The sequence below is a fragment of the Polaromonas aquatica genome, assembly GCF_042659145.1.
Lineage (GTDB): Bacteria > Pseudomonadota > Gammaproteobacteria > Burkholderiales > Burkholderiaceae_C > Polaromonas > Polaromonas aquatica.
The window spans coordinates 18,335-40,715 of the sequence record NZ_JBHSRS010000080.1 but is presented as its reverse complement, the minus strand read 5'-3'; the positions used below and the strand labels follow the sequence as shown (position 1 = coordinate 40,715).

At 61.6% G+C, this 22,381-nt stretch carries 25 protein-coding genes and 1 pseudogene; 6 read left to right on the top strand and 20 right to left on the bottom strand.

Going from position 1 to position 22,381, the window contains the following annotated elements; genetic code table 11:
- Window positions 1-7: 7 nt before the first annotated feature.
- Window positions 8-739, top strand: coding sequence for a helix-turn-helix transcriptional regulator (locus ACFQND_RS16140; protein WP_371439280.1), 732 nt, complete (start codon window positions 8-10; stop codon window positions 737-739).
- On the opposite strand, the gene ACFQND_RS16135 is transcribed toward ACFQND_RS16140, so the two are convergent.
- Entirely contained in the window at window positions 733-924 is a 192-nt protein-coding gene (locus ACFQND_RS16135) for a hypothetical protein (RefSeq protein WP_371439281.1), read from the bottom strand. The two genes, ACFQND_RS16140 and ACFQND_RS16135, sit on opposite strands and share 7 nt — an antisense overlap.
- A 216-nt stretch (window positions 925-1,140) precedes the next feature.
- Here ACFQND_RS16135 and ACFQND_RS16130 point away from each other — a divergent pair, with 216 nt between their 5' ends.
- Window positions 1,141-1,995 (top strand): DMT family transporter, encoded by an 855-nt coding sequence (locus tag ACFQND_RS16130; RefSeq protein ID WP_371439282.1) that lies wholly within the window; start codon window positions 1,141-1,143, stop codon window positions 1,993-1,995.
- A 144-nt stretch (window positions 1,996-2,139) separates the two neighbouring features.
- Here ACFQND_RS16130 and ACFQND_RS16125 read toward each other — a convergent pair whose 3' ends face one another.
- Complete coding sequence (locus tag ACFQND_RS16125; protein WP_377414143.1) at window positions 2,140-3,354, bottom strand: hypothetical protein; 1,215 nt, start codon at window positions 3,352-3,354, stop codon at window positions 2,140-2,142.
- Between ACFQND_RS16125 and ACFQND_RS16120 the strand changes: the two genes are divergently transcribed.
- A complete protein-coding gene (locus ACFQND_RS16120; protein WP_377414140.1) occupies window positions 3,316-3,822 on the top strand; it encodes a hypothetical protein in 507 nt (168 codons plus the stop codon). The genes ACFQND_RS16125 and ACFQND_RS16120 overlap by 39 nt on opposite strands.
- A 222-nt stretch (window positions 3,823-4,044) precedes the next feature.
- Here the strand turns inward: ACFQND_RS16120 and ACFQND_RS16115 are convergent, their stop codons facing one another.
- Together ACFQND_RS16115 and ACFQND_RS16110 are read right to left on the bottom strand one after the other, a co-directional pair.
- A complete protein-coding gene (locus tag ACFQND_RS16115) occupies window positions 4,045-5,649 on the bottom strand; it encodes an MORN repeat-containing protein (protein WP_371439285.1) in 1,605 nt (534 codons plus the stop codon).
- Window positions 5,650-5,666: 17 nt separating this feature from the next.
- A complete protein-coding gene (locus ACFQND_RS16110) occupies window positions 5,667-5,948 on the bottom strand; it encodes a hypothetical protein (RefSeq protein ID WP_371439286.1) in 282 nt (93 codons plus the stop codon).
- 102 nt (window positions 5,949-6,050) lie between these two features.
- On the opposite strand from ACFQND_RS16110, the pseudogene ACFQND_RS16105 reads away from it, so the two are divergent.
- Window positions 6,051-6,212: pseudogene (locus ACFQND_RS16105) on the top strand (EamA/RhaT family transporter); the annotation flags it as partial.
- On the opposite strand, the gene ACFQND_RS16100 reads toward ACFQND_RS16105, so the two are convergent.
- The 4 genes from ACFQND_RS16100 to ACFQND_RS16085 are packed head-to-tail and all read right to left on the bottom strand — an operon-like array spanning window position 6,213 to window position 9,177.
- Window positions 6,213-7,517, bottom strand: a complete 1,305-nt coding sequence (locus tag ACFQND_RS16100; RefSeq protein ID WP_371439287.1) for a HAMP domain-containing sensor histidine kinase — start codon at window positions 7,515-7,517, stop codon at window positions 6,213-6,215. It lies immediately after the preceding pseudogene.
- On the bottom strand, window positions 7,514-8,203 hold the full coding sequence (locus ACFQND_RS16095) for a response regulator transcription factor (protein ID WP_377414136.1): 690 nt from the start codon (window positions 8,201-8,203) through the stop codon (window positions 7,514-7,516). The genes ACFQND_RS16100 and ACFQND_RS16095 overlap by 4 nt, the downstream gene beginning before the upstream one ends.
- A gap of 49 nt (window positions 8,204-8,252) precedes the next feature.
- Complete coding sequence (locus ACFQND_RS16090; RefSeq protein WP_377414133.1) at window positions 8,253-8,756, bottom strand: DUF4260 domain-containing protein; 504 nt, start codon at window positions 8,754-8,756, stop codon at window positions 8,253-8,255.
- Window positions 8,713-9,177, bottom strand: a complete 465-nt coding sequence (locus tag ACFQND_RS16085) for a Spy/CpxP family protein refolding chaperone (protein ID WP_371439290.1) — start codon at window positions 9,175-9,177, stop codon at window positions 8,713-8,715. The genes ACFQND_RS16090 and ACFQND_RS16085 overlap by 44 nt, the downstream gene beginning before the upstream one ends.
- A gap of 316 nt (window positions 9,178-9,493) precedes the next feature.
- On the opposite strand from ACFQND_RS16085, the gene ACFQND_RS16080 reads away from it, so the two are divergent.
- Window positions 9,494-10,537, top strand: coding sequence for an amidohydrolase family protein (locus tag ACFQND_RS16080; protein WP_371439291.1), 1,044 nt, complete (start codon window positions 9,494-9,496; stop codon window positions 10,535-10,537).
- Between the two features lie 49 nt (window positions 10,538-10,586).
- Here ACFQND_RS16080 and ptsP read toward each other — a convergent pair whose 3' ends face one another.
- The 5 genes from ptsP to ACFQND_RS16055 all read right to left on the bottom strand — a co-directional run bounded on the left by ptsP (window position 10,587) and on the right by ACFQND_RS16055 (window position 15,063).
- Complete coding sequence (gene ptsP, locus ACFQND_RS16075; protein WP_371439292.1) at window positions 10,587-12,368, bottom strand: phosphoenolpyruvate--protein phosphotransferase; 1,782 nt, start codon at window positions 12,366-12,368, stop codon at window positions 10,587-10,589.
- Between the two features lie 109 nt (window positions 12,369-12,477).
- On the bottom strand, window positions 12,478-12,747 hold the full coding sequence (locus tag ACFQND_RS16070; protein WP_371439293.1) for an HPr family phosphocarrier protein: 270 nt from the start codon (window positions 12,745-12,747) through the stop codon (window positions 12,478-12,480).
- Window positions 12,716-13,159, bottom strand: a complete 444-nt coding sequence (locus ACFQND_RS16065; RefSeq protein WP_371439294.1) for a PTS sugar transporter subunit IIA — start codon at window positions 13,157-13,159, stop codon at window positions 12,716-12,718. The genes ACFQND_RS16070 and ACFQND_RS16065 overlap by 32 nt, the downstream gene beginning before the upstream one ends.
- Window positions 13,156-14,436, bottom strand: coding sequence for an MFS transporter (locus ACFQND_RS16060; RefSeq protein WP_371439295.1), 1,281 nt, complete (start codon window positions 14,434-14,436; stop codon window positions 13,156-13,158). Before ACFQND_RS16060 ends, ACFQND_RS16065 begins: the two co-directional genes overlap by 4 nt.
- A gap of 54 nt (window positions 14,437-14,490) precedes the next feature.
- On the bottom strand, window positions 14,491-15,063 hold the full coding sequence (locus tag ACFQND_RS16055; protein ID WP_371439296.1) for a hypothetical protein: 573 nt from the start codon (window positions 15,061-15,063) through the stop codon (window positions 14,491-14,493).
- 183 nt (window positions 15,064-15,246) lie between these two features.
- Between ACFQND_RS16055 and cynS the strand changes: the two genes are divergently transcribed.
- Complete coding sequence (cynS, locus tag ACFQND_RS16050) at window positions 15,247-15,690, top strand: cyanase (protein WP_371439297.1); 444 nt, start codon at window positions 15,247-15,249, stop codon at window positions 15,688-15,690.
- A gap of 2 nt (window positions 15,691-15,692) precedes the next feature.
- Here the strand turns inward: cynS and fahA are convergent, their stop codons facing one another.
- From fahA to ACFQND_RS16015, 7 genes are all read right to left on the bottom strand, one after another.
- Window positions 15,693-17,018 carry a fumarylacetoacetase gene (gene fahA / locus ACFQND_RS16045; RefSeq protein WP_371439298.1) on the bottom strand — a complete coding sequence of 442 codons (1,326 nt, stop codon included), beginning with the start codon at window positions 17,016-17,018 and terminating at the stop codon, window positions 15,693-15,695.
- Between the two features lie 28 nt (window positions 17,019-17,046).
- Window positions 17,047-17,853: a cyclase family protein gene (locus ACFQND_RS16040; RefSeq protein ID WP_371439299.1), complete on the bottom strand. Its 807-nt coding sequence runs from the start codon at window positions 17,851-17,853 to the stop codon at window positions 17,047-17,049.
- A gap of 82 nt (window positions 17,854-17,935) precedes the next feature.
- Window positions 17,936-18,991 (bottom strand): SMP-30/gluconolactonase/LRE family protein, encoded by a 1,056-nt coding sequence (locus ACFQND_RS16035; RefSeq protein WP_371439300.1) that lies wholly within the window; start codon window positions 18,989-18,991, stop codon window positions 17,936-17,938.
- Window positions 18,988-19,734, bottom strand: coding sequence for an ABC transporter permease (locus ACFQND_RS16030; protein WP_371439322.1), 747 nt, complete (start codon window positions 19,732-19,734; stop codon window positions 18,988-18,990). The genes ACFQND_RS16035 and ACFQND_RS16030 overlap by 4 nt, the downstream gene beginning before the upstream one ends.
- A 65-nt stretch (window positions 19,735-19,799) precedes the next feature.
- Window positions 19,800-20,564 (bottom strand): ABC transporter permease, encoded by a 765-nt coding sequence (locus ACFQND_RS16025; protein WP_371439301.1) that lies wholly within the window; start codon window positions 20,562-20,564, stop codon window positions 19,800-19,802.
- Window positions 20,557-21,336, bottom strand: a complete 780-nt coding sequence (locus tag ACFQND_RS16020; RefSeq protein ID WP_371439302.1) for an ABC transporter ATP-binding protein — start codon at window positions 21,334-21,336, stop codon at window positions 20,557-20,559. Before ACFQND_RS16020 ends, ACFQND_RS16025 begins: the two co-directional genes overlap by 8 nt.
- A gap of 84 nt (window positions 21,337-21,420) precedes the next feature.
- Window positions 21,421-22,374 carry an ABC transporter substrate-binding protein gene (locus ACFQND_RS16015; protein WP_371439303.1) on the bottom strand — a complete coding sequence of 318 codons (954 nt, stop codon included), beginning with the start codon at window positions 22,372-22,374 and terminating at the stop codon, window positions 21,421-21,423.
- Window positions 22,375-22,381 lie beyond the last annotated feature (7 nt).

Below are 22,381 nucleotides of genomic sequence, written 5' to 3'. Positions count from 1 at the left end.
CCCGCACATGGATACAACCCGTCAGGCATTGCCAGCATCGTTGTCACTGCGCCGCTACGGCGCGTCGCATGGCAGCCATGCGCATGATCATTTCCAGGTGCTGCTCGGGCTGGAGGGCACGCTTGAAATCGAGGTACAGGGACACGGTCAGCTTATCGCCGCAGGCGACGGTTGCGTCATAGCGCCCGGCGAACACCACGACTTTGAATCCCGCCTGGGCAGCCGCTGCCTGGTGCTGGACACCACGCAAGCGGACTGGGCCCGCTGCGCCGGCATCCCGGCAAAAACCACACAAGTGCTGGCACTGGGCAATTACCTGGCCGAAGCCCTGCGGCAGCGCAGCAGCCTGGCGCTTCACCATGGACCGGCCTTGCTACTGGAGGCCTGGCAGCCGCTGCGGCCCACGCCGCCAGCCCTGCGCCACCAACGCCCCATCGCGTGGGCGCAGTTGACTGCCTGGACGCAGCAGCGCCTGCATGAGCGCCTGACAGTGGCGCAACTGGCCGCGCAGGTTTTTTTAAGCCCCACGCAGTTTGCCGTGCGCTGCCGTCAGGAAACCGGTCTCAGCGTGATGCAGTGGCTGCGCCGGCAGCGATTGTTGCTGGCCGTGCAACTGCGCAGCCACGGCATGAGTGTCGCCGAAACGGCGCAGCACTGCGGCTACCAGTCGCCCTCGGCGCTGACGGCCGCGCTCAGGCGACAGCCGGTCGGGCGCGCATTGCCTCAGTTAAATCAATAACGGTTGGGGTCGTTAGGCCTGCGGTCATCACGGTTGCGCACGCCGTCGCGATCGCGGTCACCACCACCATAACCTTGACCGCCGCGGTATTGCGGCCCATGCCCGTCATAAGCCGGGTAGGCCACGCAGCCTGACAAGGCCATAAAACCAATCAGGGACAACAAGAGGATGGAAAGCTTTTTCATGAAGGGTCTCCTTGAGGGCTTCGTTGAAAACATTTGCAACACCATTTCAACCGCAAGCCCTTCTCTTAGTGTGTCTGCCACGCGCCTGAAGCGTGAAGCTTGTTACCGGGACATCCTGTAGGACGAGCCCGCGCACCTCGCAGGACCGTCGTTGCACGACAACAAGGCGTTGTTGTGCGACGACGGGAACCGCTGCCGGCCTCTATGCTTGCTGCCATGCCAGCCAATTTATATGCACTGGGCGCCATCGCGCTGTGGGCCATGCTCTCCTCGCTGGGTGTCGCGCTCAAACATGTGCCGCCCTTTCTGCTGACAGGCCTGGCGCTCATCATCGGCAGCCTTCTGTCCCTGCCCTTCGTGGTCAAGGACAGGCGGCAATGGGCTGTTGCGCCCCAAACCCTGGCGCTGGGCGTCTTCACCCTGTTCGGGTTTCATTTCCTGCTCTTCATCGGCCTGCGCATCGCGCCCGCCGTCGAGGTGAACCTGGTCAACTACCTTTGGCCGCTGTTTATCGTGGTCCTGGCGCCGCTGTACCTGCCCGGCATCCGGCTGCGCAGCGCGCATGTCCTGGCCGCATTGCTGGGTTTTTCCGGTGCAGCCATTGCCATTCTGGGCGGGCGCGAAAGCACCGGGCAGGCCTGGAACGCCAGTTGGGGTTACCTGCTGGCGCTGGGCTCGGCGCTTATCTGGGCCAATTACTCCCTGCAGACCAAACGCGCGGCGCTGACGGGCAGGAATTTCCCCACCGCGGCCATAGGCCTGTTTGGACTGGTATCCGGCCTGCTCTCGCTGCTGTGCCATTGCGCGCTGGAGCCGGCTGCAAACCTGAACCTGCGCGACGCCCTGTTGCTGACGCTGATGGGCCTGGGCCCTTTGGGTGCGGCTTTTTTCCTGTGGGACAGGGCGCTCAAACTCGGTGACGCCCGGCAGATAGGCATCCTGAGCTACATCACACCGCTGGCATCAACCACGTTGCTGATGCTGGTTAGCGGCCGGCCCTGGAACTGGAGCATCGCTGTCGCAGCCCTCATGATCGTGGGCGCTGCGGTGCTGGGAACCCGCGCGAAGTAAATCAGCGCCGTGCGGTGCTTGCCCGCCGGCATCCGGGCGTTCTCAAGCGAAAGCCCCCTGTATGACTCTTGACGAATCTGGTGATGCCGCCTGTCATGTCAGAACACAAAACACCGTAAAGCAATTGAATTTCTGCCTGAGGCATCATCGCTCCAGGCATGTATACCCGCCTTGTGGCGTATCGACATATTCCCCATCGTTCCCAAAAGATATGCCTCCGAAGCAGGCTGCCCACCTGTAATGCCCGCCGCTTTTTTGATGGATAGTCTCCTTCGCACCCGAATCAAGATTATTTGAATGGGTAAAAAACTGTCCCTTGGAGCCGCTGCCACATGTCTTCTTTGAATACATGAGATCGCCACAATAAATAACGAAAATCTTCGCGCCACAGTTGTTGGTCAATACGCCGTTAGTGTCAGATACACAGCCTGCAGCGTCTTTCCCGGGATTCCTCCTGGTGGAGCCTGGTTGGGTGCCAGTCGTGCCACCACCCGCGGAACCAGCCTTACCGCCTGACCCGCCAGCAGCGTTCGTCGAAGCATTAGCATCATTACTCGCAACGGACGGCGCAACGCAACGATTGCCGCTAAGCACGCTGGGTGGCGGACATGTCAGTTGCGATGGAGACATGGTGACAACCGGCGTTTGATAACCTGCAAATACCTTTCCGGGCTGCCTGTTGACATCGGTCGATGCCTGCCCTGATTGCAAGGTCTGCGGCATCAAGCGGTTCCCGGCTGACTGCGTACCCTCATTTGAGGTGTCGCGCGGCGGCGTCCCGGTCGGACGATAGGCATTGTCGCCATACCCAACCTGGGGCCGACCGGACGTCGGTGGCGGCGTGTATAGCTGCGCCCGCGCCGCCAGTCCGCCACTGGCCTGGATGCCGACACGATTCGGGTCCGCTATGGAACCAACCACGCCGGGAGGCAAACCCGACCGGGCGAGTGGATTTTGCTGCTGCTGTTGCTGTTGCTGTTGTTGAGGCTGTTGTTGAGGCTGTTGTTGAGGCTGTTGTTGAGGCTGTTGTAGTTGTGATTTCCCCAGGCTCTGCTGCTGCAACTGTTGGCGCTGCACCACCGACTGACGTTCTCTTTCAGCATCACGTTCTTGTGCCACACGCAGCTTTTCAGCCTGACGCTCTTTCTCTGCTTCTCGCGCTTGTGTCACACGTTGCTGTTGGCGTTCTTTTTCGGCCTCACGCTCTTGCGTTACGCGCTGCTTCTGACGTTCCCTCTCGGCATCGCGCTCCTGCGCCACACGCAGTTGTTCAGCCTGGCGCTCTTTCTCTGCTTCTCGCGCTTGTGTCAACCGCTGTTGTTGCTGACGTTCTTTTTCGGCTTCACGTTCCTGTACCACACGCTGCTGCTGACGCTGCTTTTCTACCTCATGCTGCTGTTCAGCACGCTGTCTCTGGACTTCTGCCTGATTGTCTTTCTTCGATTCACGCTGCCTGTCGGCGCGCTCACGCAACTGCTCGGCCTGACGCGTTCTCTCAGCATCCCGCTGATGCTCGGCTCGCTGTTGCTGGCTCTGCTTTTCTGCTTCACGTTGCTGCTCGGCACGCTGGCGCTGTTGCTCGGCTTGACGCTCTTTCTCAGCCTCGCGCTGCCTTTCAGCACGCTCACGTTGCTGTTCGGCCTGACGTTCTCTTTCCGCCTCACGCTGCCTTTCAGCGCGCTCACGTTGCTGTTCGGCTTGACGTGCCCTCTCGGCCTCACGCTGCTGTTCGGCTCTCTGCTGTTGCTGCTGTTGTTGCCGCGTATTACCGGAACCTCCATACTGGGCAAAAACCAATGTGGAAAACAGGCAGCCGGCCATAACTGAAGCAAAGCGTGAAATGCTCATTTCTTATCCTGCAAGGTGTTGAATATGGTTTAACCGTGAATTGCAAGCCTGGATACCGGCATCGTCCTGGACCCCCTGTTTATTTCTGGAGTCTTTTCCCCCGGGGCTTGCATTCACTCGCCGCTGAAAAGCGCATCACTGATTTTCAGTGTGTTTTTTGTCACGGGCTTGTTCCAGCAAAAAGGTACCGTATGCGTGATCCTATTTCTTGCAATACGTTGTATCCAGGGCTTTCACGACATAGGCACTATCGGTTGCAGGCAAATCGCCTTTGGCCCTGATCAGCCTTAATTGATTGCAGTAAGCATTCATGCGCCCGTCTATCGCTCCAAATACCATTTTTAATGGATTCGACGTTGTCAAGTTGTGATACGCGATGCGAAGCTTCGCCGAGTCTTCGTCAGCCTTTTCAAGTTCACTGATTAAACCTACCTGTCGTTGCAGCCATAAAAATGCGATTGCCGATGGCAACTTCACCGTATCAAAAATATCGAATTCGGCATTCATTGCATCGACGCTGCCAACCGCAATGGCTTTATCGAGCAAGTCCAGTGCAAGCCGCTGCCTGGAGTCAGGATCCGTCACATCAGGTAGCGCCTCATTGGCAAGAATTTTTTTGGCGGCAGCTACGCAACTTTTCACTTCTTTCTTGTCGCATGAAGCGAGCAAAGCGGCAAACTCTGTCCGACTCAGGTCCTTGTCAGGAGCGGGAGCCGATTGCACCGCCGGCACCTGGCTGTCATTGCCACGATTTATGGGATTGGAAGCAGGATCGGCCGCTACGCCTGTTGCGGCAAGCGCAGCACCAGGACGCTTACTTTCGGTCGGGATGAGGACCGGCACCGCGATCGAAGCAGTCACCCTTTGCCCTTCGTTCATCGTGCAGTCCTCCATCCCCCCGGCGGGCAATGCACATTTGCCAGGCCCATGCATGGCCAAGCCTTGCATGGGCCCTGAATACTCCACCAGCCACGCGATGGATTTGCCGTCCGCAGCCAGCACAGGACGCTTGATCGCTGCAGAGACAAAGTTAAATGGTTCGCGCAGCGGGCCTTCGATAACGATCCCCTGACGGAAAAGAGTCAGCACGCCCTGTTTGTCGTTAATTTGAAGTCGATCAAAGGTTTCGCGGTGGCTCAGGGCGGGAATGTTTCCATTTTTATCCTTCGCCAAACCTTGCCTGGTACACGTTCCTGCCAGCAATATCCAGCCGTCAAACTGGCCGTTGCATCCATTGGGACGATTTGACAGTGACCGCAAGTCGCCGGACGCCAGCGCCTTGACGCCCTTGACGAAGTATTCAGCATTGACCTCGCCATCACGCGCAGTTCGAAAGTTAAAACCGCTTCTCTCATCTTCGAACCAGTCTCCTTCAGACATCACCCCGTTCGCCCAGCGATAGGTACCAAAACCCTGGCGCCTGCCATTGACCCATTCGCCTTCATAACTATCGCCATTCACGAACTTCTGTATGCCCTTGCCATTCGGCTGGTCATTTTTGAATTCACCTTCGTAAGTGAAGGCCGATGTTTTTAATACGCCAACTCCGTTTTTACGGTCATCACTCCAATTGCCGACGTAAGTTTCTTCCGACCCGTCTTCGCTCCTGGCCCGCAACGTGCCTTGGCCCTGTCGCTTGCCGCCCACCAGGTCGCCGGCATACACCCCTTTTGTGCCCGTCACGACCCCCTTGCTGGAAACCGGGTTCTCACCCCGCCCCTGTATTCTTTCGTTGGGTTGTGCTGCGGCAAAAGCACAGGCAAATACAACGCCACCCATAAAAATCCACTTTGACTGTTTGATCATTTTTTCATTTCACTTCTTCAACAGAAACCAGAACCGCCCAAATGCATCGGAATACAGCGGGTCTTTTTTAAGGTGCGCCGATACAACATACCTGGCGCAGCCGGCGCAAAACCGGTATTGCAGGCGATCATGATGGTGTGCGACTTTCGTTGACGCCGTTTTGCACTTGTTTGTCGATCTTGTCTTGCACACACAGGCTTAGTGCCGTTCATGCCAGTCGCCAGAGCCATAGATGACCCTTTTTGTGGCGCTATCGCAAGTGGGTTTGCGCTGTTTTCTGCCGCGATGAGTTCGTTCACAAGGCATCTGACGAGTTGTATCAATTTGTGATTCTTGCCCAAAAAGCATGCAAGGGCAAGCACCGAATGGAGCGTGTCAAATCAATATCTGTTGTGCCTGAAGGCGGTGCCAGGCAGACCGGCATCCTGAGCTACCTGGCGCCGGTAGGTTCGACGGCACTGCTGATGCTGGTGAGCGGCCGGGCCCTGAGCGGGAGCATTGCGCTGGCGGCCGTGATGATCATTGGCGCCGCGCTGCTGGGGTCGCGCGCGCGGCAGCGCTAGCTAAAGCGGCAGCCGCACCTGCACCCGCAAGCCGGGCTCGGCATTGCGCACCTCCAGCTGCGCGCCGTGCGCCTGTGCCACCAGCTGGCACAGATACATGCCAAGGCCCACGCCGCCGGTTGCGCGCTGGCGTGCACTGTCGGTGCGGTAAAAGGGTTCGGTCAGGCGCGCCAGCTGGGCTGCATCCACACCGGGGCCGAAATCACGCACATCAAGCACCGCGGCGCAGTCCTGCGCATACAGCGCAATGCGCGGCGGCTGCGATGCGTCTGCGCTGTAGTGCAGCGCGTTGTCGAGCAGGTTGCGCACCAGCAGGCGCATGCGGGTGCGGTCCAGGGCCATCGCAGCCATACCCTCGGCCAGGTCGAGCGTGACGGCCCCTGCGCCCGGCATGTCGGCCACCGTCTCACGCACCAGCGCGGCCAGGTCAACCGGCTCACGCTGCAGGGCGGCATGCGGACTGGCCAGCCGCTCGCTCTCCAGCAGGTCGCTGATGAGGTCGCGCATTTCATTGAGGTCACGCAGCAGCGCCGCACGCTCGCGCTCGCCGGCCCCGCTGCCGTCCGGCGTGGAAGGCAGCAGCTCGGCATTGAGGCGGGCGCGTGTCAGCGGCGAGCGCAGTTCGTGGCTCAGGGCCAGCAACAGCCCACGTTTGGCATCGAGCATGCCCTCGATGTCGTGGGCCATGGTGTTGATGCGTTGCGCCAGGTCGCCCAGTTCGTCACGCCGGCGCAACGGAATCGGTGCATCAAATACGCCCCGCCCAAAACGCTCGGCCCCCGCGCGTATGTCGTCGAGCGGCCTGAGCAGGCGGCGCACGTAGGCATAGGCGGCAAGCACCAGCGCCAGCAGCAAGGCCAGTGTGATCCAGCCAACCGCATGCGGACCTTTTTGCCACGGCGCGCTGCCAAGGCCGAAACTCACGCGGTGGCCATCGGCCGTGCGGCGGCTGAGCCAGTCACCGGTACGCGCCTCAAAACCCTGCCGGCCGGGCTGGGACCTCCAGTTCACCTGCGGCCCTTCAATACTGATCGCAATCGGCAGCCTGGCCGCAAGCGCCTGCGCACGGGCGATATCGGGCGGCGTTCCCAGGTCGGCCACCAGCCGGTCCATATAGTCGGACACCAGCGGCCTGGCCGCGTCGCGCCAGCCTATCGAAAAAGCGCGCTGCATGCCGCCCAAGAACACGGCGCCCATGGCCAGCGCCAGCAGCACAAAAACGGTGATCAATTGCAGGCGCAGCGAATGGCGCCAGCGATGCCGCCAGCGCCCTCGCCGGAGCCCCGGGTTGCGCCCTTCCCTCACGACGCTTCCGCCGTGCCGACCGCCAGCGTATAACCGGCGTTGCGCAGTGTCTTGATGCAGTCCAGCGGCTCCAGCTTCTTGCGCAGCCGGCTCACTACGATGTCGACCGCGCGGGTGTACAGCTCGGCCTCGTGGCCGCGCAGCCGGTTCAGGATGTCGTCGCGGCCAAACACCTTGCCGGGCTCTGCGGCCAGCAGGGCCAGCAGCTCGAACTCCGTGCCCGTCAGTTCGACCCGCTCGCCCTGGCGCAGGACTTCACGCGTTTCCAGGTCCACCACCAGGCCCTGGAACACCCGGCGCTGGCCCTGCGCCGGCACAGGCGCGGCACGCTGGCGCCGCAATATGGTTTGCAGGCGCGCCACCAGTTCGCGCGGCTCGAAAGGTTTGGGCAGGTAATCGTCGGCCCCAAGCTCCAGCCCGACCACACGGTCCATCACGTCGCCCCTGGCGGTCAGCATGATGACGGGAATGTCGCTTTCCCTGCGGATCTCGCGGCACAGGGCAAAGCCGTCCATCTCCGGCAGCATGACATCGAGGATGGCCGCGTCATAAGCCCCGGTGCGCAACAGGGCCAGCCCCTGGCCGGGACGCAGGGCGCTGTCGAGCACCAGCCCAAAACGCGCCAGGTACGTCGCCAGCGGTGCGGCCAGGTGTTCGTCGTCGTCGATCAGGAGGATGCGGGGCATGTGGCCATCATAAGAACATAAAAAACCGGTAACCGCACAATCCCGCTGTTCACCATGGGTCGGCGCGACCCAGACGGCCCAGGTGGGTCTGCGCAAAACCTGCGGCGTATTTCAGTCCATAGCCAAGCGCACGGTCAAAACCGATGTGCGCACACCAGACCAGCGCGACTGCGGTGAGCTCCGGAGCGGCCAGCATGCCCGTCGCCAGCAAACCCAACGGACCGGCCCAGGAGTGCATGGCGTTGTAGGCTGCTGCGCCCATGCGCGGTCCGGCCAGGTAGGCCAGGAATGAGAGGTCCGGCAGCAGGAAGAGCGCGGCGAAAAATCCCCAGCCTGCATCCAGTTGTGCGTATGCGGCCACGGCCATCGCAAAGAAGGCCAGACCTTCCAGGCGCAGCAACCAACGCACACCGCCGGTCGCGCTGCCCGGCGCAGCTGCATTCTCGACGTGAGCGCGGCTTGCAGGGCCTCGCGTTTGCGGCACGCGGCCCGTCAGCGCCAGCAACGACTCAGCCACGGTAGCCCCAACGGCGGCCGCGCTCCATGAAGTCACGCACTTTTTGTTGCTGCTCGGGGCGCAGGTTGTCGAAGAAGTCAGCAGCGGCGCTGATCACCTCGGGGCTGCCGGACTGGATGGCCGCAGTCTTTTCTTCAATCAGCTTTTTGGCGCCGGCCTGGTCGAGCTTGCTGCCTGCAAAAAGGCCTTTGACGCTGTCCCGTGGGTCGCTTGTACCGCGCAATGCCATGCGTTGTGCATGGAGCTTGTCGGCGAGCACCGCCAGCTTCTGCTTTTGTGCAGCATCGAGGTCCAGCCGCGAGCCTACCTTTTCAACCATGCGGGCACGAAACTCAGGTGAGCCATCGGCGCCCGAATGCCAGCCGCCGGGGCCGCGCTGTGAGCAGGCGCCCAGGCTGCCGATGATGAGCGCCCCGCCGAAAAGGCCGAGCAGCGTTTTTTTAATGAAGCGTTTCATGGACAAACCTTGCAAAGAGTGGATCAGGCTTTGTATGGTGCCCGTGCGCGGGCCGCAGGTGTTTTCAGGCAGGTTGCGGCGTGTTTCGCTTTGTTTCGCCGACACCGGGTGCGATTGGCCGGATTTTTAAACCCTTTATGGCCACGCTCCGCGATTGACAGTCGCAGTCAGCTATATTTTTCATAGCAAAAACCTTGCCGTCGGGGCTGGTTTTGGCGCCAGCCGGCCGTGCCATGGAACATGGCCACCACCTGCAGGCAAAAAATAATTACCATCAGGGCACATTGATCTACTAGCCAGCCCCGGAGGACATCACATGGATCGCCGCAAATTCTTGCACCACAGCGCGGGCGCCGCGTCTGCACTGGCAAGCCTGATTTCCCCAGCCACCACCCTGGCACAGCCGGCCGGTCTCCCGTCGCGCACCGCCGCCATGGAAGGCTGGCGGCGGCGTTTGCAGGCCATCCTCGACAAAGGCCGCCTGCCCATCATCGACATGGAGGCAACCTATGTGGCCGGCACCACCAACATCGGGCAGATGGTGGCCTGGATGGACGAACTGGACGTGGCGCAGATCGCATTTGCCCCCGCCTTCTCACCGAACTCGGAGCCTTCGCTGGAGCTGCACCGCCAATACCCCGGCTACTTCATCCCCACCACCAGCAGTGGTGAGTTTCCCCGGTGGTGGAACAACCCCGACGCATTCGTGAGCCGCGTCGCAGCGGACCTGAAGACAGGCAACTATTTCACCATGGGTGAGCACGAATTCCGCCATTACCCGTCTCCCGAGCAGGTTGAGGCCAGAAACAATGCACGCGACATCACGATCGCACTGGACGGCCCTGCCGGCCAGGCCCTGTTCCAGCTGAGTGAGGACACGGGCACGGCCTTCCAGATTCACTACGAAATTGAAGACCGCTTGCTGCCGGTGCTGGAGGCCATGCTGGCGCGCTACCCCAAGGCGCTCGTCATCTGGTGCCATCTGGGCATGATTCGCTACCCGGACCGCGGCAAGACCTACGGCCCCGACTACGTCGCCTCGCTCATCACACGCTTTCCCGGGCTTCATTTTGACCTGGCGGTGCCACGTCCGGGGAACATCTACCACCCCTCGGGCGCACAGGATTCCACGCTTTACCGCTACGGCTGGCTGGCCAAGGACTGGCAAGCCCTGCTGGAAAAATTTCCCGACCGCTTTGTGGCGGCCAGCGACTACCGCCCGCCGGTTGAGAAAAATTACCCTGTAGCCATGGCTCGCCAGCGAAAGCTGATCCTGGAATCCCTGGGCGAAACTGCCCGCCACAAGATTGCCTATGCCAATGCCTGGCGGCTGGTGACGGGAAAGGCCTGGGAGGCCTGAAAGCCTGTTCGCGGCCTATACGTGGTCGCGTACAGGCCGTGAGCAGGCCCTAAAGCAGCGCCGCCGGGTCGTCGCTGGCCAGCACCTGCGCGGCCCAGATCGCGAGCTTGCCGGCATCGGCCCGCAAAACCTGTTGCTTGACGGCCAGGATTTGCGAGGGATGCATGGAAAAGCTGCGCAGGCCCATGCCCAGCAGCAGGCGCGTCATGCTCACGTCGCCGGCCATCTCTCCGCAGACGCTGACCCCCTTGCCCTGGGCATTGCATTCGGCAATGGTCTCCGCAATCAGGCGCAGCACGGCCGGGTGGCAGGGGTCATACAGGTGCGAGACCGTTTCATCGGCCCGGTCAATCGCCAGCGTGTACTGGATCAGGTCATTGGTGCCTATGGACAGGAAATCGAAATACTTCAAAAAGAGCTTGAGCGTGAGCGCCGCCGCCGGAATTTCTATCATCGCGCCCAGCCGCACCTGGCCATAGGCGATACCCTTGTTGTCCAGTTGCGCACGCGCGTGGTCTATCAGCACCAGCGTCTGGCGGATCTCGCTGGCATGGGCCAGCATGGGCACCAGCAGGTTCACCTGCCCGTGTGCCGCCGCCCGCAGGATGGCGCGCAACTGCGTCAAAAACATGGGCGGGTCGGCCAGGCTCCAGCGGATGGCACGCAGGCCCAGGGCCGGGTTCAGGTGCGTGTCCTGCGCCTTGCCCCGGCCATCCAGCGGCTTGTCCGAACCGATGTCCACCGTGCGTATCGTCACCGGCAGGCCCTGCATGCCCTCGATCGCCTTGCGGTAAGCGAGGTACTGCTCTTCTTCGTCCGGCAACTTTCCGAGACCCTTGGACTCGCGCCCCATGAACAGGAATTCGCTCCTGAACAAACCCACGCCCACGGCGCCGGCGGCGACGGCACCCAGCGTGTCTTCGGGCATCTCGATATTGGCCAGCAGCTCGACGCGCTGGCCGTCAATCGTCAGCGCGGGCGTGTGCCGGAGGCGGTTCAGGCGCTCGCGCTCGAGTTCGCCCTGGCGCTGCTTGAAACCGTATTCGGCCAGGATGATGGGGGACGGGTCAACGATCAGCACGCCGGCATCGCCGTCAATGATGACCCAGTCATCCTGCTCGATCAGCTGGCTGGCACTGCGCGCACCGACCACCGCCGGGATGTCCATGCTGCGCGCAACAATCGCCGTGTGCGAGGTCTTGCCGCCCACATCGGTCGCAAAACCTGCAAAGAGGCTTTGCTTGAACTGCAGCATGTCGGCCGGTGAAATGTCATGCGCCACCAGCACCAAAGGCACATCCACGGTGTCGTCCAGCAGCAGGCCCTGTTGCGACTCCTTGCGGCTGGCGCCGGCCTGCCGGACCACCTGTTGCGGCTGCAGGGGCGAGGGCACGCCTTTCATGCGCCGCAGGATGCGCTCGACCACCTGCTCGAGGTCGGCCTTGCGCTCGCGCAGGTATTCGTCCTCCATGTCGTCGAACTGGCGCGCGATGATTTCGTATTGCGTGGTCAGCGCCCATTCGGCGTTGTAATGCCGCTCGGTGATCCAGTGCTTGACGCCACTGATCAGCAACTCGTCCTGCAGCAGCATCAGGTGTACATCCAGCAGGGCCGCGAGTTCATGCGGCGCGTCTTTCGGCAGCTCTTTTTGTACCCGCGTGATCTCCTCGATCACCGCGTTGCGGGCCACCCGGACCCGCGTGATCTCTTCGTCGGTTTTGGCCGCATCCACAAAATAGTGCGCCACATCGGCGCGGCTGGACGCGACCAGCACGGCACGGCCAATCGCGATACCGCGAGATACAGCCAGGCCATGAACGGAGAAAGTCATCCGACACCCTTCAAAGAGAAAGACCAGCGATTTTCCGCCGGGCCGCCCCAAGGAAAATTAGCCCCCTCGGGGGCAGCGTATTACACGCAGTGAAAAGCGTGGGGGCCATTCATTCACCTTCCCCAAATTTGTCTGCAATTAAAGCCAGCAAAGCATTCATGGCCTCCTGCTCCTGCGCTCCATTGGTTTCAACCTGGACCGTGCTGCCCATGCCGGCGGCCAGCATCATCACACCCATGATGCTCTTGGCATTCACGCGGCGCTCTCCTTTGGTCATCCACACCTCGCACGGAAAGCTGCCGGCCAGTTTGGTAAGTTTGGCCGACGCCCTGGCGTGCAGGCCGAGTTTATTGCTGATGGTCGTGCTGGTCTGGATCATGTTTTCTACGTGCCTGATTTTGCGGTGCGGTGATGGCTACCTGCATCACGCCCTGGGTTGCGCCGGTTAGCGCGCGCGCAACCAGCGCATCCAGCGGCTCGTTCCGGTAGGACACCACACGCAGCAGCATGGGTAAGTTGATGCCGGTTAAAAGTTTGGAATTCACGCCATCGACCAGCCGCTGCGCCACGTTGCAGGGCGTGGCGCCAAAAACGTCCGTCAGCACCAGCGCATGCGAGGTGCCGAGCTGGTCAAAGATGATGCGGGCCTGTGCCAGCGTTTCTTCCGGCGGCATGTTGGGCTGCACATCCAGCGCCACCACACCTGCGGGATTGTCCGGGAACACATGCAGCACGCACTGCCGAAAGGCCGAGGCCAGCGGGGCGTGAGCGATGATGAAAATACCGTTCATTGAGGTGAATTATCGGCTTTCACGCTCACAAAATAGGCATATGAGGCGATACAACAACACAAATACACCCCCATTGCCGCCTGGAAACTGGCCACCTGGGCAAAGCCGATATCGGTAAAGGCATCAATCAGCAGGCCTATGCCCCACTGCACGACAAACACGCCGGCAAAAATGGCAAGGTTGTAGGCAGACAGGGCGCGCCCGGCCAGCGACGACCTGAAGGCCATGCCCACGGCCGGTTGCATCAGCCCCATGACACTGGTTGCCATGCAGAACACCGCCCAGCCCTGCCACCCGGTGGACGATCCGCCCAGGATATTCGCTGCAAGCAGCACCATGCTGACGGGTGCACCCCAGGTCACCAGCCGGTCGGTGCTCCAGCCGCGCGCGGCCAGCCAGGGATTGGCCATGCCCCAGCTCCAGAATGTCACCAGCATGGCGGCGTTGATGCAGAAAAGCCCTGTGGCCGCCTCCAGGGGCGTGTAGCCCGAAACCTTGATGAGCCAGGGACCGGCCCAAAGGGTCTGCATCGCGACCAGACCTGCGTAGTTGAAAAAAGCCAGCGGCACCATCTTGCGGAAATAGCGGTTTTTCCAGATTTCGGAATAACTGCCGGATGCGGCTGCCGCCTCCACATCCGTCGCCCCGGCCCTGGGTTTTGTATTGGCCTGCCAGGCAGGCACCAGCCAGACGATCGCCACCATGGCCAGCAAAATCATGGCCGCCAGAATCCAGAACAGCGCGCGCCAGCCGGTCAGCGGCAACAGCCACTGCACCGGCAAGGTGGAAGCCAGCATGCCCAGCGAGCCGGTCATCAGCATCCAGGAGTTGGCGCGCAGCAGGGTGGACGCATCAAACCAGCGCCGGTAACCCGTCAGCGGCGCCATCAGGCAGGCGCCAACGCCCATGCCCACCAGCACACGCGCAGCCAGCAGCCAGGTAAAACTGCTGGCCATCGAGAATGCCAGGCAGCCCAGCACCGCCAGGCTCAGGAACCACAGGATGACATGTTTGGGCCCATGCTTGTCCAGCCATTTCCCCAGCGGCAACTGGATGGCCGCAAAACCAAAAAAGTAGCCCCCGGCCAGCAAACCGAGGTCGCGCGCATGCAGCGTGAACTCCTGCGTCAGCACCGGCGACAAGGTGGCGGTGATGGCTCGCACCAGTGCAGAACAAAAATAGGCTGCGGCAAACGCCAGGAAAACAATGGCGCCGGTTCTTCTGTCCAGATGCGCCGGATCGGCAAGCCGGGGCAATATAGTCTGCGCAACAGTCATCGGGAGAACTGCCTGTAATAGCTGCCTGGTATCTGGTGCATGTCTCGTTTGCCCTTATTCAAATTTAAGACTGGAGAAAAAGGTTTCACTCACCTCCGGCGTGACCTTGTCGGCATACAGCACCACCTGGAAGACCTGCGAACCCCGGGCAAAGTAGGCGGCGTGACCAGTCACGGCCGTACCGTCGGCGCGCTGCCCGCGTGCCTTGAGCAGCACGGGCGGCGGCTGGAGCGCCGCACCTGCGAGCTTTAGCGGAAGAATCTCGGTGGCCCCGGTCGCCGGTACCGGACTGGCCCCCACCAGCGGGGCCTTCATGTTGGCCAGCGTCAGGTTTTGCCACTGGGCCAGCACGCCGGCCACCTGTGACGCGTCACCCATGTCCGCCACAGCCACGGCAAAGGTCGCGCCTGCGGCATCGCAGCCCAGCATGCTCAGCTCGGTCGGTTTGCCGCCCAGCGGCACGGTTCTTTGTGCCTTGTCGGGTTTGCAGGGCAACAGCAGGCTGAGCCCTGTGTTCTCCGGGCGCACATCGCGCCAGTTGAGGGCCGGGCTGCAGGCGGTGAGTACCCACAGGACTGCGCTGCTGGCCAAAAATTCGAACAGGGGCTTGGAAATCGGTCGTGGCATCAGGCGCTCGGGAATCCTGTAGTGGTTCGTCAAATTACTAGGCAAGCATTGCACTTTACAGGCATTGTGCCGCCCGATGCACCGGTTTGGACACATGGTGCAGCAGCGTGGCGCACGGTCTTGCCCCAATCGGCGGCACGATGTTTGCTCATTCGCTCACATCCCACAACACAGGAGCACATCATGAACCGCAACGACATCACCGAAAAAATCATCACCGCCAAGGTAGCCAAAGGCATCACCTGGGAATCGGTCGCCAAAAAAGTGGGCCTGAGCAAGGAGTGGGTCACCGCCGGTTGCCTGGGCCAGATGACCTTCGACGGCAAGCAGGCCAAAATCATAGGCAGGATTTTTGGCCTGACTGCCGAAGAGCAGAAATGGCTGCAGGTGGTGCCCTACAAGGGCTCCCTGCCCACACCGGTACCTACCGACCCGCTGATCTACCGCTGGTACGAAATCGTCAGCGTGTACGGCACCACCATCAAGGAGCTGATCCATGAAGAATTCGGCGACGGCATCATGAGCGCCATTGACTTCTCCATGGACATCGTGCGCCAGCCCGACCCGAAAGGCGACCGTGTCAACGTGGTGCTGTCGGGCAAATTCCTGCCCTACAAGCAGTACTGAGCTTATTTGCCGATCGCGGGCAGGATGGTGCCCTTGCTTTCGCCAAAACCAATCCGTGCATAACCAGGTTTTTCGCACCAGCCGCGCAGTATGACGGCATCGCCGTCCTGCAAAAAGCCGCGCGTTTCGCCATTGCCCAGCGGCATCGGCTTGCTGCCGCCGTAGGTCAGCTCTATCATCGCGCCGGCTTCTCCTTCGCCCGGGCCGGAGATGGTGCCGCTGCCCAGCAGGTCGCCGCTGCGCAGGTTGCAGCCGCCCATGGTGTGGTGCGTGACCATTTGCGCAACAGACCAGTACTGGTGCTTGAAGCTGGTGCCGCTCAAACGTGCCGGCCCCTTGCCTTCAGCGCGCAACTTGTCCGTCTCCAGCAGGACCTCCAGCGAAATATCGAGCGCGCCCTGCGCGCGGTTGGCAGGCGAGTCCAGGTAGGCCAGCGGCTGCGGCTCATTGGCCGGACGGTTCCAGGCCTGGCGGTAAGGCTCCAGCGCTTCCATGGTCACTATCCACGGCGAAATGGTGGTGCAGAAATTCTTGCCAAGGAAGGGGCCCAGCGGCGCCATTTCCCAGAACTGGATGTCGCGCGCAGACCAGTCGTTGAGCAGGCAGATGCCAAAGATGTGCGGCTCGGCATCGGCCAGCGCAATCGGCTCGCCTTGTGCATTGCCCTGGCCGATGTAAACACCCAGCTCCAGCTCATAGTCAAGCCTCGCGCAAGGCCCGTACACCGGCGCGCTGGCACCTGGCGGCATGGCCTGGCCCATGGGGCGGCGAAAGCTCTGGCCGCTCACGCCAATGCTGGAAACACGGCCATGGTAGGCAATCGGCATCCACTGGAAATTGCTGGAGACAGGATCATCCGGGCGAATCATCTTGCCGATGTTGCGGGCGTGGTCAATCGAGGTATAAAAATCGGTGTAGTCGCCCATGGCTGTGGGCACGGTGAACTCGACCTCGCTCTGCGGGATAAGGCAGCCGCGCAGTGCATCGACCTTTGGCCCGTAAAAAGCTTTTTCGAGCAACTCGAACAGGCTGTGCCGCAGCGCCTTCCAGGCCTTGGGACCCATGGCAAAAAAGTCATTGAGCGCGGGGCGCGCGCAGTTTTCCGCTGCGGCCTGCGCCAGGCCATCAAGGCAGGCGGTGCGTGCCACCTGGGCCATGTCGATCACCTGGTCGCCAATCGCAACGCCGCCCCGAAAAGCTTCGTTGCTGCCCGCGCGGCGGAACACGGAAAACGGCAGGTTCTGGATAGGGAAGTCGCAGCCCGCGACATTGGCAGAAGTGACCCAGCTTTGCGCATGGGCGTTGTGGGTGGGATTGGGCGAATTCATGTCTTGTGTCATGTGCGTACTCAAACAATCAAACAGGAGCGATCAGGCGGTCATCAAAAATCGCAACGGCACGGGTCCAGCCCGCAGACGCGCCGCGAATCTTGTGCGGGAAACATGAAATATAGAAACCGGTAGGCGGCAGCACTTCCAGGTTGTGCAGTTTTTCCAGGTGGCAATAACCGATATCGCGGCCGGCCTTGTGGCCTTCCCAGATCAGCGAGGCGTCGTGCGACTCGCTGTATTTTTGGGCGGTGTGCACAAAGGGTGCATCCCAGCTCCAGGCATCGGTGCCGGTCAGGCGCACGCCGCGCTCCAGCAAATACATGGTGGCTTCGTAACCCATGCCGCAGCCTGAAGACACATAGTTCGGGCTGCCATAACGCTTGCCGGCTGCGGTATTGACAACCACAATCTCCAGGGGCGACAAGGTGTGGTTGATGCGTTTGAGTTCGGCCTCAACATCGGCGGCGGTGACAACATAACCATCGGGCAGTTTGCTGAAGTCAAGTTTCACGCCGGGCTGGAAACACCAGTCCAGCGGCACCTCGGAAATGGTGGTGGCAGGTTCCTGCTTGCCAAGCGCCTTGTTCATGGTGCTGTGAAAATGGTAGGGCGCGTCCAGGTGCGTGCCGTTGTGTGTCGAGAGGTTGACGAGCTCGACAGCCCAGCCCTCGCCGTCGGGCAGGTCTTCCTTTTTCAGGCCGGGGAAAAAGGGCTCGATCTGCGCAAACGTGTTTTCGTGCGTGAAGTATTCGATCTTGGGTGCAAAGGCCGGCGGGTCGCTGATGACATCGTTTTCAAGATAGATGGAAAGGTCAACAATTTTGCGTGTCATGGGAAGTCCTGTCTTGTGATTTATGTGTTGGGCAATTGCTGTCTTGCGGTTTTTCAGGGAACTCGGGAAAACATCTCTGGCGTCAAAAGGACTGGTTCCAGTGAACCATGGGAAGTCCCGCCACAGGTGAGCGGAAAAATGGAATGCGGGTGCCCAGCAGGCTGCCCAGGTAGGCCGTGCGCAGGTCCGGCCCGCCAAAGGTAATGCTGGCCATCCACGGTGCGATGCTGCCGTGCGCACGCTGCATGTCGGCGGCGGTCACCGTGCCTGCGTCCATCTTCTCAAGCAGCACGCGGCTGGCCTCGGGATCACCGTCGTCCAGCAGCACACGCTTGTCGCCTTGCGGTGTGATGGCGATCAGCTGGTCCACCATCACCAGCGTGCACCACAGGTTGCCGTAGGCATCAAAAGCGATGCCGTCCGGGTAGCCTCCCAGGTGCGCCGGGCCATACACTTCGCGATCACGCAAGGCCACGCCGCCGCTGGCGCTCTCGTCCAGCCGCATGCGGGAGATGCAGGGACCGGTGGTCTCCACGATGTACAGCCACTCTTCACGCGCATCCAGCCGGATTTCGTTGGTGAAATAAAACCCGTCGGCCACCACGCGCATGCCCTTGTCGTCCACCACGGCGATAAAACCGTCACGCACGCGGCTGGCGGCGGCCGTGGTCCAGGGATTCATGCGCGTCGAAACGGTCAGCCAGATGCGGTCCTTCGAATCGCGCAACACAAAGTTCACCTTGCCTATGGGCCGGCCGTCAATGCGGTCGTGCAGTGTGCGGGTGCGTCCGTCGCGCGACATCAGCTCCAGCAGGTCAGTCCCGAAGTTGGAGATGAGGATGTCCCCATTGGCTGCAAATGCCAGGCCATTCGGCAAGGTGCCCTGTGTGAGCCTGGCCTCGAAAGCCTGGGCGCCATCCGCCACCGTGCCGGCGCCGAAACGTTCGTCAGCCTGCTGCCCTATGAACCGCTGCGAACCATCGGCGGCAATATGTGTGACACCGCCGCGCGCATCCGCCGCCCACAGGCTGCCGTCACGCTCGGCAAGAATGCACTCGGGCCGCTGCAGCTCGCGCCCGATATAGGCAATGGCTTCGCGATCAACCGTAAAACCGTCGAGTGGATTGGCGTTCATCATGGTTTTTGCCATTTCAAAAAGCGCTTTTCAACCGCCGCCAGCAAGGCGCTGCTGGCAAAACCAATCAGGCCCAGCAACACGATGCCGGCAAACAGTTCGCTGGCCCGGAAGGAGCGTGCGGCCAGCAGAATGGATTGCCCGAGGCCGGGCTGCGAGGCGATCATTTCACCGACCACCGACACAATCAGCGACACCGTGAGCGACAGCCGCATGCCGGCCAGAATATCCGGCAGCGCATTCGGCAAGCCGACTTTCCAGACAAAAGCGGAGCGCGACAGTTGCAGGCAACGCGCGACTTCCTGCAGGCGCGGCTCGACCGCAGCAAAACCATGCACCGTCGCCAGCAGCACCGGCCACATGGAGCCAAAAGCCACCACCGACAGCACCATGTTCGGGCTCAGGCCAAAGATGGAGATCGCCAGCGGCAACAGGGCAGAAGCCGGCAGCGGGCGCATGAACTCCAGCGTCGGCTGCAGGTAGGCGCGTGCGGTCGAAGAAATGCCTATCAGCGCACCCAGCGCAATGCCAATCAGCGAAGCCAGCAGCCAGCCCTCGAACATGCGTGTCAGCGTGGCCCAGCTGTAAGCCAGCAACTCGCCCTCATCCAGGCCGTCGCGCAGGCTAAGCCAGGTTGCCTCCGGCGTGGGTAAAAAGACTTTGCTGATCCAGCCGGCGTGGCTGGCAATCCACCACAAGGCCATGATGCCCAGGAACACGGCCACTGAACCGGCCCAGGACAGCATGCCGCCGCCAGGGGCAGGCAAGGATTTGCCGACGGCAGCCGGCGCCAGGGTTTGCGATGGTGTGCTCATGCTGCCACCCCCATCCGGCGCCCGACCCAACGCTCCAGACTGAGCGCCGCGACGTTGATGATGTAACCCACCACGCCTATCCAGAACAGCCAGGCCAGCATCAGGCCGGGGTCCATGCTTTGCTGCGCAATCATCATGGCGTAGCCCATGCCATTGGGGTTGGCCGCGACTTCAACCGTGACCGCCACCACCAGCGCCACCGACACGCCCAGGCGCATGGCAACAAACAGGCGCGGAACGATGGCCGGCAGGATGATCTTGAAAGCGCGTTGCGCCGGGCTCAGGCCCAGCACATGGCTGACCTCGAGCAGGCGCGGCTCGACCTGTTGAACGGCTGCCTGCGTCAGGATCATCAGCGGCCAGAAGGAAGCAAACGCCACAATGGAAAACTCCATGCGCAGGCCAAAACCGAAGATGAGCATGGCCAGCGGAATCAGCGCAACGGATGGAACCGGACGGAACACTTCGATTGAAAAGAAGGCCATGCGTGCCGTTCGTTTTGACAGGCCCAGCACAATGCCCGAGGCAATGCCCAGTACCGCAGCCAGCAGCAGGCCCATCGCCGCAGCGCCCAGCGTGAACGCCGTGGCGCTGAACAGCGAGCCGTCCGTGATGGCGCTCAGGAATGCGTTGATGGCTGCAGTTGGCGGCGCCAGCGCATCGCTGCTTTTGCCCACGGTGCGGGCATACCACTCGAAGCCGCCCAGTGCGATGGCAGGGAACCACCAGGGTCGCAGCCAGCGAAAGATGCTTTCAATCATGGCTTTGCTCGATAAATGCAAACAGCTCGCGGCGCAGCTTCACAAACTCGGGATGTTCCTTGGTGCTGAGCTGGTCGCGCGGGCGCGGGATCTGCACATCAATCATGCGCGCCAGGCTGGGCCGGCCCGGGCCTGGATTGGCCTGCAGCGCTATCACGCGGTCGCCCAGGTAAATGGCTTCTTCAAGGTCGTGTGTGACAAACAGCACCGTCAGGCCGTCGTCGCGCACCAGGCGTGCGAGTTCGTCCTGCAGGCTCTGGCGCGTCAGCGCGTCCAGCGCACCGAAAGGCTCGTCCATCATCAGCACTTCTGGTTTTTGCGCCAGGCAGCGCGCAATCTGCACACGCTGCTGCATGCCGCCCGAGAGCTGCGCCGGAAACTTGTGGGAATGCTTTGAAAGGCCCACCTTGGCCAGCACATCGCTGATGCGCGCCGGCCGCTCGCCCGCAGGCACGGCGGCGGCTTCGAGCGCCAGGCTGATGTTGCCCTCCACCGTGCGCCAGGGCAGCAGTGCCCGGCCGTAATCCTGGAATACAAAAGCCACTTCGCGCGAGGGCCGCGTGACCAGCTCGCCCTCGCGGCGCACCTCGCCGGCACTGGCAGACAGCAGGCCGGTGGCGGCGCGCAGCAAGGTGGTCTTGCCGCAACCGCTGGGGCCGACGATGCAGACAAATTCGCCCCGGCCCACGTCAAAGGAAGTCGGCGACAGAATCTCGCGCCCGCCCAGGTGGATCGCCACCTGGTTAAAAGTCAAAATCGCTTTTTGTGTCATTATTTTCAGTAAAAACGGCTGGCGGCCGCCGTGGAATGCGCGCCGCCAGCTATTTATTTCATAGCAATCGTTTTCCGGTCCGGCCTACTTGGCGATCAGCGTCGCGACTTTCGGATCGGTCTGCAGCATGCCCTGGTCCTTCATCAGGCCGACCCAGTAGCTGAGCTGCTTTTCGCTCACGGTCGGGCCGGGAGGCGAGATCTGGGTCTTGGCCAGGATTTCCGGCGGCAGCTTGATGTACTTGCCGATGGCGGCGCGCACCGCGGCATCGTTTTTCGGCTGGTTGATGAAGGCGGCGGCTTCCTGCACGGCCTCGCGGAACAGCTTGACCTGCGCCGCATTTTTTTGCGCCCAGTCACGCTTGGCTGCATAGATGATGGTGTGGTTGCCCGACTCCAGGAAGGTCGAGTAGTAGGACACGACATAACCCACGCCGCTGTCGACAATGCGGCCCATGAAAGGGTCGGCCGTCACGACGGCATCGATGGATCCGCCGCGCAGCAGGTCACCGTGCTGGGGGAAAGACGCCTCGACGAAGTTGACCTTTTTGTAGTCCACGCCGTTTTGTTTCAGCCAGGCACGGAAGGTCACATGCAGGAAAGCGCCCAGGCCGGGTACACCGACTTTTTTGCCGATGCAGTCCTGCGGCGTGCGGATGCCGGCACCGGCCCGGCCAACAAAACCGAAGCCGGTGTTGGTCTTGGAGGTCAGGCCGCCGCCGGCCACCACCACGTGGTCAAGCCCGCCGTCCACCGATTGCAGGTAAACCGAAGGGGTAGGTCCGCCGATCTGCAGGGAATCGGCCTGGATGGCAGCAGGAATGGTGGAGTTCAGAGGGATGAACTTCAGCTCCACATCCAGCTTGCGCTTGCTGAAATAGCCTTGTTCAGCCGCCACAAACACCGAGGCGAAGTCGGTGACGGCGGTGTAGCCAAAGACGATCTTGCCGCTTTGGCTCCAGGCCGGAAAGGCCAGTGCGGCGGAAGCTGCGCCCAGGCTGGACAGGACGGTGCGGCGGTTCATGCTGAAGGATTTCATGCTTGTC